Origin of the sequence: Microbacterium sp. MAH-37 (assembly GCF_009758255.1) — a bacterium.
Classification (GTDB): domain Bacteria; phylum Actinomycetota; class Actinomycetes; order Actinomycetales; family Microbacteriaceae; genus Microbacterium.
Genome location: NZ_WSEN01000010.1, coordinates 371227 through 384199 on the forward strand (window position 1 = coordinate 371227; position 12973 = coordinate 384199).

Below are 12973 nucleotides of genomic sequence, written 5' to 3' on the forward strand. Positions count from 1 at the left end.
ACGCAGTGCCTCGCTCAGACCATAACGAACTGCGACGCGGATGCGGGAAGCGCGCCTCGCCGGTGCACCGCACCGTGCGTCATAGGCTGGGCGCGCCATGAGCCCAGACCCGCCGATCGTGCTGAGCGTCATCGTCCCGTCCTACGACGACGCCGTGCTGCTGCGCGGATGCCTGCGCGCACTCGCCGGGCAGACCCGGCAGCCCGATGAGCTGATCGTGGTCGACAACGGATCGCACGATGACACGGCGGCCGTCGCGCAGGAGTTCGGCGCGACCGTCGTCGTCGAGCCCCAGCGCGGAGTGCTGCACGCGACGACGGCGGGCTTCGATGCGGCATCCGGCTCGATCCTCGGCCGGCTGGACGCGGACTCGAGACCGGCGCCGGACTGGGCGGCGCGCGTCGTGCGGCGCTTCGACGCCGATCCGACGCTCGGCGGGCTGACCGGCACCGGCGAGTTCTACGGGCGCGGACCGGTGTGGCGGTTCATCGGGCGGTACGTCTACCTGGGCGGCTACTTCCTGACGATGCGTCTCGTGCTCGGCAGGCTGCCCCTGTTCGGCTCGAACTTCGCACTGCGCCGCGAGGTGTGGCAGGAGCTCCGTCCGCGGCTCCACCTGGATGATCCGCGCGCGCACGACGATCTCGACATCACCGCCGTGCTCTCCCCCGAGACCGGCGTCGACTTCGACCACGGGCTGCGGGTGCGCGTGTCCGCCCGCCCGTTCGACGACTTCGCCGGCTTCCGCCGCCGGGCGACGTGGGCCTTCCACATGCTCGCGGTCAACCTGCGCGAGATCGGCTGGGGGCACCGGATCATCACGTGCGCCCGTGGCCGGCGGATGCGGCGGCGCTCGCGCTCCGGCGGCTGAGCTTCCTCACCGACCGTCGCCGAACAGATCCAGCATGGCGACGGTCAGCTGATGCGGCGCGGTCTCGCAGGGGCTGTGCCCGGTGGGCAGGAGCAGCGCCCGCGCGCCGATGCGTTCCGCGAACGCGCGGTGCGCGGCATCCGGCCAGACATCCCGCGCGCCGGCCGCCACCAGCATCGGGATGCCGGATGCGCGCAGCCGCTCGTCGAGGTCGGGAGTCGCCTTCATCAGCGCGAGGATGTCGCCGACGCTGCTGCGTCGCGTCAGCGCGAAGCGCGCGGTGACGAACGCGGCGCGATCGGCGGCGGCGCCGTGCACGTTGCGCCGCAGCGCCGTGATGAACACCGGGCCGAGCGCACGTCCCGGAACCACCCAGCTGACCGGGCCCAGTATCTTGAATCCGCGCAGCGCCTGCCCGGCGAGCGGCGGGGCGGACAGCAGCGTCAGGCTCGAGAAGAGCTCCGGTCGCGCGGCGAGGGCGGCGGATGCGACGGTGCCCGCGAACGAGTATCCGAGTACGTGCACCGGCGTGCTTCCGCGCTCCAGCACGGCGATGAGGTCGGCGACGAACAGCTCGAGCGAATAGCGCGCCTGCGGCGGACGGAGTCGCTCTGGTCCGGCGCGGAACGACTCGTACTGCCCGGCGAGATCGTAGGACGAGGCTCGATACCCGGATGCCGCGAACAACGGCAGCATCAGCGCGAAGTCCTCCTTCGACCCGGTCATCCCCGGTACGAGCAGCACGCGCGCACCGTCCGGTGGTCCCATCGCGACGTGAGCGAGCGGTCCGCTCGGAGCGTCGACTGTGGTGTGCTCCGCCTCCGCAGGCCAGGCCGCCCAGTCGCGCGGGCCGATCGCGGCGTCCTGCCGCTGCGCATCGGCCATCCGCCGCGCGAGGTCGTCATCGGGCGCCGACGGATCCTCCGCCGACGCGGGCGAACCCGGCATCCCGGTCATGCGCTCAGGGTACTCGCGACCCGGCCGCGCGGTGCGGCACCCCGCTCAGGTCTCGATTCGTCCGGCAACGGCATCGCCCGCACCGCTCAGGTCGCGAATCGTCCCGCTCTCGCCCACCGCGAGCGTGGCGAACCGCGACGTGGATGCCGGAGGCACAGTCGTTACGTGACGAACTGCGACCCGGCACCGACTAACCGAACAGCGGCACGTCCGGCACGTACTCCCGCGCCGGACGTCCGGCATCCGCGGGCAGGTCGGCGATCGTCGCAGGGTTCCAGCGCGGGTTGCGGTCCTTGTCGACCAGCTGCGCGCGGATGCCCTCGACCAGGTCCGGGTGGTGGTGCACGAACCACAGCACGCGGCGGTACTCGCCCTCGAGCGCCTCGCGCACAGAGCCCATCTCGCGCGCTTCGCGCACGGCGTCGAGGGTGACGGCCAGGCCGGTCGGCGCGAGTCCCGCCAGCACGGATGCCGCGGCCGCGGCATCCGGATCGCCGGAGTCCTGCAGCCGCTGCACGATCTCGCCGACGGTGGGCGCGGAGAACGCATCGTCCACCCACGACCGGATGCCGGCCAGGGCGGACGGCTCCGGGGTCTCGTCGAACAGCATCACCAGCTCGCTGGGGCTGCCGGGGTCCGCGCGGTAGGCGAGAGCGTCGCGCAGCGCGTCGAGCCGATCGGAGGGCACGTAGTAGTCGGCGAAGCCGTTGTGGATCGCGTCGGCGGCATCCATCTGCGTGCCCGTCAGGCCGAAGTACTCCCCCAGCCGGGCCGGTGCTCGGCCCAGCAGCAGGGTGCCCCCGACGTCAGGCGTGAAGCCGATCCGCGTCTCGGGCATCGCCAGCCGCGAGCGCTCGGTGACGACGCGGATGGCCGCATGCCCGGCGAGGCCGATGCCGCCACCCATCGTGATGCCGTCGGCGAAGGCGACGATCGGCTTGGGGTACTCCGCGATCGCCGCGTTCATCTCGTACTCGGCGCGGAAGAACTCGCCGGCGTGGCCCGGGTCGCCGGAGACGATCGCGTCGTAGAGCGATCGCACGTCTCCTCCCGCGCACAGCCCCCGGTCACCGGCGCCGTCGATCAGCACCGTCTGGATGTCGGTGTCGTCGCGCCAGGCGTTCAGCGCCGCGAGCACCTGCCGGACCATGCCCAGATCGAGGGCGTTGATCGCCTCCGGCCGGTTCAGGGTGATCCGCCCGAGGGAGTATTCGGTGCGGACGAGGACACGGGATGCTTCGGGCGACGCTGTCACGACTGTCAGCGTACTCCGCCGCAGAGCGCCTCCGAGGCCCGCCGGGATGCGCGAAATGTGGGGCGGAACCGGCTTTTCAGACAGAATGGAGGGGTAGTCGTAGGAGAGGGGCCTTGCTATGCCCGAAGGACAGGTGCTCGAGTTCGCGCACGTGACGAAACGATTCGGTGACGTCACGGCGCTGTCCGACTTCTCGGCTCGCATCGAGCCGGGCGCCGTCACCGGTCTGCTCGGCCCGAACGGCGCCGGCAAGACCACGTCGCTGCGCATCCTGCTCGGTCAGGTGCGCGCCACGTCGGGAACCGCCACGATCGGCGGCGTTCCGTACTTCGACATGCGTCAGCCGCTGCGCACCGTCGGCAGCGTGCTCGAGGAGACCGCATACCGGCCGCGTCGTACGGCGGCTCGTCAACTGCAGATCGCGGCGAAGGCCAACGGCATCCCCCTCACGCGCGTGACCGAGGTGCTCGACCTGGTCGGCCTGCACGGCGACGCGGACACCCGCATCGGCACCTTCTCGCTCGGCATGCGTCAGCGCCTGAGCCTGGCGACCGCACTGCTCGGCGACCCCGGTGTGCTCGTGCTCGACGAGCCAGCCAACGGACTCGACCCCGAGGGCATCCGCTGGATGCGCCTGCTCATGCGCCGCCTGGCCGACGAGGGACGCACCGTGCTGGTCTCGTCGCATGTCCTCAGCGAGGTCGAGCAGGTCGCCGACGACGTCGTGGTGCTCTCGAAGGGCCAGGCCGTGTACACCGGCGGCATCGACGCCCTCTCCGACCCGACGACGGGTGCGGTGATCGTGGACGCCGAGGACCGCGCTCCTCTCACCGCAGCGCTGGCTGCCGCCGGCCTCGAATTCGACGTGCTCCGCTCCGGTGTCACCGTGCGCGGATCGGATGCCGCCGCGATCGGCGCCCTCGCCGCGGGTGCCGGCGTCGCCCTGACCGTGCTGCAGCAGCGCGGTCCGAGCCTTGAGGAGGTCTTCCTCGACCTCGTGTACGGCCGCCGCACCGAACCGGTGCTGCTCTCGGACCTCGCGGAGCCCGTCGTCGGCGACTCGGATGCCGAGGAGCTCGAGGTCGCCGCCGCCGTCGCCGCTGAGACCGCCGGGAACGACGATGACAGCGACGGCACGGACGAGGCTCCGGCGGAGGCCGCGGAAGAGACTCCCGTCGATGAGTTCGGCGCGGCGATCGCCGCGGCGCCGGCCTTCGGCGCTCCCGGTGAGACCGCAGTCGCGGCCGCCGGCGCGGCGGCCGCGGTCATCGCCACGGGCGACAGCGCCGAGGCGCCTCTGCGGGATGATGCGGGCGATGACGCGAACGTCGACGCGGATGCTGCGCAGGACGCGGGCGCCGCTGACGATGCGGATGCGGAAGCGGCTCCGGACGACGCTGATGCGGATGCGGATGCGGATGACGCTGGCGCGGGTGGCGACGCCGATACCGACTCGGACGACGCTCACGCGGGTGGAGACACGGATGCGGACCGGGACGCGAGCGCCGACGGCGATGCCGCTGCTGACATGACGCAGGACCCCGACGCGGCGAACGCGGAGCTGAGCCAGGACGCCGGCGCCGATGATGCTGACGTGACGCAGGACGCCGGCGCCGAAGCCGAGGCCGGTGCGGACGCTCCGCACGACGCATCCGGCGAGGCGGACACGGCCGAGAACGCAGGTCCCGACACGGCCCTCGCCGCGACGGCCGCGCTGGAGGCGGAGGCGTTCGAGCCCAGACAGGATGCCCCCGATGCGGCAGCACCGTCGACGGAGGCCGAGGGATCCGATGCTGCCGAAGATGCGGCCGCCGAGGGTGCGACCGACGGCGCTGCCGAGGACGCGACCTCCGACGAGAGCCTCGACGCCCCGCAGGACACCGACGCCACGGAGGATGTCGCTCCGGCATCCGACGACGCCGCGCAGGAGAACGCCGAGCAGGCGGGTGCGGCGGAAGCCGCGACTGACCACTCGGCCGCCGAGTCGGCGGCCGCCGAGGCCGGCGTCGAGCCGGCCACAGGTTCCGAGGACGCCGATGACCGGGCATCCGACGACGAGGCCGCGACCGGCGCGGCCACGGACGCTGACGCGGATCAGGACGCGAACGCCGAGGGCGCCGCTCAGCCGGCATCCGGCTCGGCGGCCGACCACGTGCCTGCCGACACCGGGCTGAACGACGACGCCGACATGCTCGAGGACGCGGAGCCCGAGATCTCGAGCCGGGCACCCATCTCGCACGTTCCGCTGCCGTTCGCGACCTCGGCGATCTCCCTTCCCGGTGAGACGATCGAGCCGACGTTCACCGAGTTGATCACCGGCCTGCCGGCGACGGGCGCGATCGACCTCGGCCACGAGGAGGAGATCGACGATGCCGTGGACGACGCCGTCGACGATGTGCCGGTCGAGGCGCACGAGGTGTTCGCTCCGCTGCTGAGCCGTGACATCGACGATGCTCCCGAGGGACAGCCTGCGGAGGGCGCGCCGACGGGTGCTGCCGCTGACGACGATGAGGATCCGCGTCTCTCGTCGATGCGGAACTCGCTGGCCGCCGCGCGCCGTGCCTACTTCGAGGACCCGGCTCCGGCCTGGCCCTACGGCAAGGCACCCGAGCCCGAATCATCCGAGGCCGCCGAGGACCCCGACGAGAAGGCCTGACGCTCCTCGCCCTCTCCTCCCCTGAGGCGTGGGCATGCGCAGGTGAACAGGCCGCTGCCTCACGTGAGCTGAGGCACGCCCTGCGCGCGAGGCGCAGGTCAGGCGGGACGCGGGCGGATGACCGGGCGCTTGCTGCCCTTCGGCACCGGCACCGGGGCGGTGGAGGCGATCTCGACGACGTCGGCCTGCTCCTCGCTGACCTCCAGGCGCAGCGCCTGCGTGAGCGCGGGACCGTGCTTGGTCGTCAGGATCAGGCGCTGGAACTGCTCGTCACCCTCGAGATCGATCACGACACCGGGGCGATGCCGGCGGATCATCACGAAGTCGGTCGTCGCGGCACCCTTCCAGGTGCCGGCGGCGAGCACACCGGGGATATGCGTACCCGGCCCGGGCACTCCCCGCAGCCAGGTCCAGACGTCCTCGGTCAGCTGCACCCGCCGGATCGTCGAACGCTCGACGCGCAGGTTCTCACGGTGGAACGTCACCGCGCGTTCGATCGGTGACAGCACGATCTCGAGCTGAGACTGATCGAGAAGCAACGTCACCATGACGTACAGTCTGCCAGCGCTTCGCCGGGAGAACGCGGCGTGTCGCCGCGTTCCCCGCGTTTGATCAGCCGACACGCCGTGAACGACGACAGGAGATCCGACGAGGACAGGGCGAAATCCTCTGTCGTCCTGTTCCGGCCGCGGCGTCCGCGCTTCGCTCAGGCAGTGGCGGATGCCGCGGCGGCCGCCGCCGCGGGAAGGGCCCGCTCGATCACCGCGAGGTCGTCGTCGGTGTGCGCCGCGGTGAGGAACCAGGCCTCGAACACGCTCGGCGGCAGCGCCACGCCCTGCTCGCGCATGGCGTGGAAGAACGGCGCGTACCGGAACGACTCCTGAGCCTGAGCCTGCGCGTAGTCGCGCGGCACCTCAGGAGCGAACGCGACGCCGAAGAGGCTGCCCGCGCGCGGCACCACGTGCACGACACCGGCATCCGTCAGGGCACGGTCGAGCGCGGTCGCGATGCGGTCGGCGGCGCCGTCCACCAGCGCGTAGGCCTCGGGGGTCGCGAGCCGCAGGGTGGCGAGTCCGGCGGCGACCGAGAGCGGGTTCCCCGACAGCGTGCCCGCCTGGTACACCGGGCCGAGCGGCGCCAGCAGGTCCATGACCTCGGCGCGGCCGCCGAGCGCGGCCAGCGGCATCCCGCCGCCGACGACCTTGCCGAACGTGATGATGTCGGGCAGGTAGTGTTCGCCGGCGGCCTGCTGCAGTCCCCAGAAGCCGGCGGGGTGCACCCGGAAACCGGTGAGCACCTCGTCGAGGATCATCAGCGCGCCGTGCGCGTGCGCGGTCTCGGCGATCAGCGCGTTGAACCCGGGAAGCGGCGGGACGACGCCCATGTTCGCGGATGCCGCCTCGACGATCACCGCGGCGATGCGCTCGCCGTGCTCGGCGAAGACCGTCGCGAGCGCGTCGGGGTCGTTGTAGTCGATCACCAGGGTCTGCGCGGCGATCGGCGCGGGCACGCCGGCCGAGCCGGGCAGCGCCAGCGTCGCGACGCCGGAGCCCGCGGCGGCGAGCAGACCGTCGGAGTGGCCGTGGTAGTGGCCGGCGAACTTCACCAGCAGGTCGCGACCGGTGGCGCCGCGAGCGAGGCGGATGGCGGTCATGGTCGCCTCGGTGCCGGTGGACACCAGACGCACGCGCTCGACGGGTCGCGTCTCGCCGAAGCGCACGCGGTCGGCGATCAGCTCGGCGAGCTCGACCTCGCCCTCGGTCGGAGCGCCGAAGGACAGGCCGCGGGTGGCGGCCTCCTGCACGGCCTCGACGACGATCGGATGCGTGTGCCCGAGCAGTGCGGGCCCCCACGACGCGACGAGGTCGACGTACTCGGTGCCGGCAGCGTCCGTCACGCGCGCGCCGCGGGCGGATGCGAGGAAGCGCGGTGTTCCCCCGACCGAGCCGTACGCCCGCACCGGCGAGTTCACCCCTCCGGGGATCACCGCGCGTGCGGCGTCGAACAGGTCGTCGTTGCGGTCGGTCACAGTGTTCTCCTCCGGTCGCGGATGCTGCCGATCAAGGCTACGCCGTCGACCTATGAGCGGATCTGAAGGCGCTTCGTCTCGCTCCTTCGTCGCTCGATCAACGACCGGAAGAGAGTCAGACTTCCCTCGGCAGTGCGTTCAGCATCCCTCGATGGGATGCCGAACGCATCCTGACCTCCCAAGGCGACCCGGCGCACTCACCCGAGCGCAGCGATGGGCACATCCGGGGAGCTGGCATCGGGTCTGGCGGGAGCCCGGAGCGCCAGCGGAGGGCGGGGGCATGTCTCCCCGGATGTGCCCATCGCGGAGCGACCCACCTGCAGAACGGCATCGCGGAGCGACCCACGCAGGAGACGTCCTTCGTCTCGCTCCGCTCGCTCAGGACCCGGAAAAACTCAGGACCCGGGACGCAGCCAGCGCGCGGCTTCCACCGCCCAGTACGTCAGCACTGCGTCCGCCCCCGCGCGACGGATCGACAGCAGCGACTCCAGCACGGCGGCCCGCCGGTCGATCCAGCCGTTCCCCGCGGCCGCCTCGATCATCGCGTACTCGCCGGACACCTGGTATGCCCACACCGGAATGTCGACGGCGTCGCGCACCTCGCGCAGCACGTCGAGGAACGCCATCGCCGGCTTGACCATGACGATGTCCGCGCCCTCCTGCTGGTCGACGACGGCCTCGCGCACACCCTCGCGGCGGTTGCCGGGGTCGAGCTGGTAGGTACGGCGGTCGCCGCCCTGCAACTGCGAGTCGACGGCTTCGCGGAACGGTCCGTAGAAGGCGCTGGCGTACTTGGCCGCATACGCCAGCAGCAGCACGTCCTGGAATCCCTCGGCGTCGAGCGCGGCGCGCAGGTGCGCGACCTGGCCGTCCATCATGCCGCTGAGTCCCAGCAGCTGCGATCCGGCGCGGGCCTGTGCCAGCGCCATCGCCGCGTACCGGTCGAGCGTCGCGTCGTTGTCGACCGAGCCGTCGGCGGCCAGGACGCCGCAGTGGCCGTGATCGGTGAACTCGTCCAGGCACAGGTCGGTCTGCACGACCAGGGCGTCGCCGACCTCGGCGGCGATCGCCTCGGTCGCCACGTTGAGGATGCCGCGCGGATCGTCCGCCCCTGATCCGGTGGCGTCGCGCACAGCGGGCACGCCGAACAGCATGACGCCGCCGACGCCCACCTCCGCCGCCTCCGAGGCTGCCGCGCGCAGCGAGTCGAGCGAGTGCTGCACGACCCCGGGCATGGAGCCGATCGGGGCGGCATCGGTCAGCCCTTCGCGCACGAACATCGGCAGCACGAGTTGCCGCCGCTCCAGCGAGGTCTCGCGCACCAGCGCGCGCACGGGCGCGGACTGCCGCAGCCGCCTCAGACGGGTCTCGGGAAAGCTCATCTCATCACCTCATCGAACCGGGGCGTGGGAGCCGAACTCGGGTCCGCTCCCCTTCGTACCCGCGAAATCCTCCCACCGTGGACGGCCGGGAGGATCACGGCGCGAACTCGTCGGCGGCGTGCGGCAGGGTGAAGTGCGAGACCACCTCGATCAGGGCGTCCACCGTCTGCTTGTCGGCGATCGCCCAGATCGGCAGACCGACCTTGCGCGCGTCGGTCGCGGTGCGCGGTCCGATCGCTGCGAGCAGGGTGGTGTCGGGGATCTCGGGGAACTGCTCTCGCACCTGCCGTGCCACGGAACCGCTGGTGATGAGGATGGCATTGATGCGACCGTTCAGCACGTCGCGGTGGATGCGATCCGTGACCGGGACGCCCACGGTGCGGTAGGCGACGATGCTGTCGACCAGATGCCCCGCGTCCGCCAGCATGTCGGTGAGCACCGGCTTGGCGATCTCGCTGCGCAGCGTCAGGATGCGGCGGGGCTCGGCCTCGAGCGAGATGATCTGCTCGGCCATGCCGGCGGCGGAGTTGTCCGACTCGGGGATCATCTCGACCTCGTAGCCGACCGCCTGCAGAGCGGTCGCCGTGGTCTCTCCGACCGCCGCGACCTTGGTGCTGCGAGGGATCGTGACGCGATGGGCGAAGAGCACATCGACGGTCGTCGCACTGGTGATCGTCAGCCAGTCGTACTCGCCGGCTTCGAGACGGGCCAGTGCGTCGTCCAGCGCCTGCTGGTCGGTCGTCGGGGCGAAGTTGATCAGCGGCGCGACCACCGGGACGGCGCCCTGCGCCCGCAGACTCGCCGCGACCCCGTCACCCCAGGGACCGCCGCGGGGCACGAGGACGCGCCAGCCGCTCAGGGGCTTGTCCGGCGGGGCCGGGATCGAATCGGTAGAAGTCATTCAGCATCACTCTCGCGGGAGGAGGTCGGCCGCCCCCTGTTCGAGCAGCCGATGAGCCGCAGACATGCCGAACACGCGCGCCGCGTGCATCGGGTCTGCACCATCGGCAGCATCCGCGCCGTTGCCGCTGCCGTTCCGACGAATATACCCCTCGTCCAGGATCTCTGTGACGTCGATGTCCAACCGGCGCCCGCCGTCGGGTGCGAACACCGCTGCCCGCAGGTGCAGTCCGGCATCGGTCTGCACGGCGTGCGCGGCCATCGGCGCCTGGCATCCGGCGTCGAGCCCCGCGAGAACCGCGCGCTCCGCGGTGACCGCGATACGGGTGGCCTCATCGTCGAGCTCGGCCAGCCAGCCCCGCAGGTCATCCGGCGCGATCTCCGTGGTCTCGACCGCGAGGGCGCCCTGCCCCGGCGCGGTGGGCCAGTCCGCCAGCTCGAGGTCCTCGCGGTGCAGCGGGCTGTCTGCGCCGAGGCGGGAGAGGCCGGCGGCGGCCAGGATCACGGCATCCAGCTCGCCGGATGCCACGCGCTCCAGCCGCGAGTCGACATTGCCGCGGATGTCCACGACCTCAGCGCCCGGGTTGCGGCGGCGCACCTGCGCGATCCGGCGCGGGGCGCCGGTGCCGACCCTGCTTCCGGCCGGCAGCTCGGCCAGCGGAGTGCCGTCGCGCGTGATGACGACGTCGCGGGCGTCGACCCGCGCCGGCGTCGCCGCGATCACCAGGCCGGCCGGCTGCGCGGTCGGCAGATCCTTCAGCGAGTGCACCAGCAGGTCGCACTCGCCCCGCAGCAGCGCCTCGCGCAGCCGGGTGGCGAACACCCCCTGCCCGCCGATCTCGGAGAGGGACGCCCGGTTGGTGTCGCCCTCGGAGACGACGGGGACCAGCTCGACCGGATGCCCGGAGATCTTCTGCAGCGCTGCGGCGACGTGACCCGACTGGGCCTGGGCCAGCGCACTACGGCGGGTTCCGAGACGGATGACGGTGCTCATCGGATCACTGCAGCACGTCGGCGATCTCGTCGAGGCGGAGTCGGCGACCGGTGTAGAACGGCACTTCCTCCTTCACGTACCGTCGAGCGTCGGTGTAGCGCAGGTCGCGCATCAGGTCGACGAGCTCGGTGACGTCGTCAGCCTCGAGCGGCAGCAGCCACTCGTAGTCGCCGAGCGCGAACGCCGCCACGGTGTTCGCGATGACGCCGGTGAACGCCGCGCCCTTCCGGCCATGGTCGGCGAGCATCTTGCGACGCTCGGCCTCGTCGGCCAGGTACCACTCGGGCGTGCGCACGAACGGGTAGAGACACAGCCACTGCTTCGGCTCGATGCCACGCAGGAAGCCGGGCACGTGCTGACGATTGAACTCGGCGTCGCGGTGCACGCCCATCACGTTCCACACCGGCAGCAGCGGCCGGAGCAGCTCGGTGCGGCGCAGGCGGCGCAGTGCGCGCTGCAGCTCTTCCGCGGTGGGGCCGTGCAGCCACACCATGAGGTCGGCCTCGGCCTTCAGCCCGCTGACGTCGTAGAAGCCGCGGACGGTGACGCCGGAGTCCTCGATGTGGCCGACGATGGTCTCGAGCTCGGTCGAGTCGGGGTCTGCCTGCGGAGCGTCGGGGTTGCGACCCCACACCGCCCAGAGGGTGAAGCCGGAAGGGGAGGATTCGGTCTCATCGGACATGCATCCAGTCTGCCCCTTCGGGGCGGAGACGGCGAACCCGCTACTTGGATGCCGCGCGCGCGATCACCCAGACGATGCCGCCCACGGTCACTGCGACGCCGATCACGGCGGCGACGGCTCCGACGGGGTTCTTCTTCGCGAACACGCGCGCCTTGGCGATGCCGCGTTGCGAGGCCTGCTCGACCCGGCGCGGCACATTGGCCTTCACCTCGATCGCGGCCAAGGCCGCCTTCAGCTCGGCGCGAGCCGATGCCACCGGGTCGGTGATGCCGTAGGCCACGGCCGTGCGGGGCAGCGGAGTCTGATCAGAATTCGTCATCAGCGACCTCCCGGGGGCGCTCATCGCCGGCCTCGCGGACGAGGCGGATGTCTTCGGACACGGCCTGCGCAGGGTTCTCGCGCTTCGTCAGCTTGCGGAATCGCAGCACGCCCAGCAGTCCGAAGACGAGGACGGCCAGGATCAGGATGCCGAACACGACGAGCGCCGAGGCCCACACGGGCATCCACGAGGCGATACCGGCGATCGCGAACGTCAGGATGACCGGGATCGCCCAGAACAGGAAGAACAGCGCGACGACGAACCAGAGGCCGCCCATGCCGGCGTCCTTGGAGGTCTTACGCACCCACGCCTTGCCGGCGTCGATCTCGGCCTTGACCAGGTTCGACACCAGGTCCGGCATGTCGCCGAGCAGCGTCAGCAGGCTGTCGTCGGCGCGATCCCGATACCCCCGGGCCATCTCAGTCGCCCTTGCTCCTGGCGGCAGGCTTGGCGGCCTTCGCCTGCTTCACTTCGTCTCGCTCCGCTCGCTCAGCACGGCGCACCGCATCCTCCGCGGCATCGGCGACGTCGTCGACCGCATCCTTCGCGGTGTCGATCACGGAGTCGAGCTTCTGGCCGGGCGTGCCCGAGGTCGACGCGGAGCGCACCACGCGCACCGCACCGTCCCACAGCGCCTGCGGCACCGCCGCGGCCTTCGCCTTGGCGAAGTCCTGCACCCTGGTGACCTGCTGCTGCACGGGGTCGAGGTGCCAGACCTTCAGCCACTGCGTCTTGATCTGCTCATAGCGCTCCCGCCCCGCACGAGTGCCGAGCACATAACCCACGCCGAGTCCGACGACGAGTCCGATCTTCCCCTTCATCGGGGGCCTCCTGACTGTTGTTGCGGCTGGCGGCGGCGGCCGACCAGGACTCCCAGCGTAACGCTGTATTCCGTTTTCGGCATCTACCCGCGTCACACTGACGTCAC

At 71.5% G+C, this 12973-nt stretch carries 13 protein-coding genes; 2 read left to right on the plus strand and 11 right to left on the minus strand.

Annotation, left to right across the window (positions count from 1 at the left end):
* The first annotated feature begins 97 nt into the window (after positions 1–97).
* Positions 98–871 carry a glycosyltransferase family 2 protein gene (locus tag GON06_RS15935; RefSeq protein ID WP_157313308.1) on the plus strand — a complete coding sequence of 258 codons (774 nt, stop codon included), beginning with the start codon at positions 98–100 and terminating at the stop codon, positions 869–871.
* Positions 872–877: 6 nt separating this feature from the next.
* Here GON06_RS15935 and GON06_RS15940 read toward each other — a convergent pair whose 3' ends face one another.
* Both GON06_RS15940 and GON06_RS15945 read right to left on the minus strand, forming a co-directional pair.
* Positions 878–1828, minus strand: a complete 951-nt coding sequence (locus GON06_RS15940; protein ID WP_232528512.1) for an alpha/beta fold hydrolase — start codon at positions 1826–1828, stop codon at positions 878–880.
* A gap of 190 nt (positions 1829–2018) precedes the next feature.
* Positions 2019–3083 (minus strand): enoyl-CoA hydratase/isomerase family protein, encoded by a 1065-nt coding sequence (locus GON06_RS15945; RefSeq protein ID WP_332837633.1) that lies wholly within the window; start codon positions 3081–3083, stop codon positions 2019–2021.
* Positions 3084–3201: 118 nt separating this feature from the next.
* On the opposite strand from GON06_RS15945, the gene GON06_RS18560 reads away from it, so the two are divergent.
* On the plus strand, positions 3202–5739 hold the full coding sequence (locus GON06_RS18560; protein WP_198346733.1) for an ATP-binding cassette domain-containing protein: 2538 nt from the start codon (positions 3202–3204) through the stop codon (positions 5737–5739).
* A 98-nt stretch (positions 5740–5837) separates the two neighbouring features.
* Here the strand turns inward: GON06_RS18560 and GON06_RS15955 are convergent, their stop codons facing one another.
* The 9 genes from GON06_RS15955 to GON06_RS15995 all read right to left on the minus strand — a co-directional run bounded on the left by GON06_RS15955 (position 5838) and on the right by GON06_RS15995 (position 12866).
* Positions 5838–6287, minus strand: a complete 450-nt coding sequence (locus GON06_RS15955; RefSeq protein WP_157313310.1) for a hypothetical protein — start codon at positions 6285–6287, stop codon at positions 5838–5840.
* 158 nt (positions 6288–6445) lie between these two features.
* The gene (gene hemL / locus GON06_RS15960; RefSeq protein WP_332837634.1) at positions 6446–7768 is read right to left on the minus strand and encodes a glutamate-1-semialdehyde 2,1-aminomutase; all 1323 of its coding nucleotides are present in this window, start codon (positions 7766–7768) and stop codon (positions 6446–6448) included.
* A 395-nt stretch (positions 7769–8163) separates the two neighbouring features.
* Positions 8164–9150, minus strand: a complete 987-nt coding sequence (gene hemB, locus GON06_RS15965) for a porphobilinogen synthase (protein WP_157313311.1) — start codon at positions 9148–9150, stop codon at positions 8164–8166.
* 94 nt (positions 9151–9244) lie between these two features.
* Positions 9245–10051: a uroporphyrinogen-III synthase gene (locus GON06_RS15970; protein ID WP_157313312.1), complete on the minus strand. Its 807-nt coding sequence runs from the start codon at positions 10049–10051 to the stop codon at positions 9245–9247.
* Between the two features lie 6 nt (positions 10052–10057).
* Positions 10058–11044 carry a hydroxymethylbilane synthase gene (hemC, locus tag GON06_RS15975; RefSeq protein WP_157313313.1) on the minus strand — a complete coding sequence of 329 codons (987 nt, stop codon included), beginning with the start codon at positions 11042–11044 and terminating at the stop codon, positions 10058–10060.
* A gap of 4 nt (positions 11045–11048) precedes the next feature.
* Positions 11049–11726, minus strand: a complete 678-nt coding sequence (hemQ, locus tag GON06_RS15980; RefSeq protein ID WP_157313314.1) for a hydrogen peroxide-dependent heme synthase — start codon at positions 11724–11726, stop codon at positions 11049–11051.
* Between the two features lie 40 nt (positions 11727–11766).
* A complete protein-coding gene (locus GON06_RS15985) occupies positions 11767–12045 on the minus strand; it encodes a hypothetical protein (RefSeq protein WP_157313315.1) in 279 nt (92 codons plus the stop codon).
* On the minus strand, positions 12032–12463 hold the full coding sequence (locus GON06_RS15990; protein WP_157313316.1) for a phage holin family protein: 432 nt from the start codon (positions 12461–12463) through the stop codon (positions 12032–12034). Before GON06_RS15990 ends, GON06_RS15985 begins: the two co-directional genes overlap by 14 nt.
* Before the next feature lies 1 nt (position 12464).
* A complete protein-coding gene (locus GON06_RS15995) occupies positions 12465–12866 on the minus strand; it encodes a hypothetical protein (protein WP_157313317.1) in 402 nt (133 codons plus the stop codon).
* Between the last annotated feature and the right edge of the window lie 107 nt (positions 12867–12973).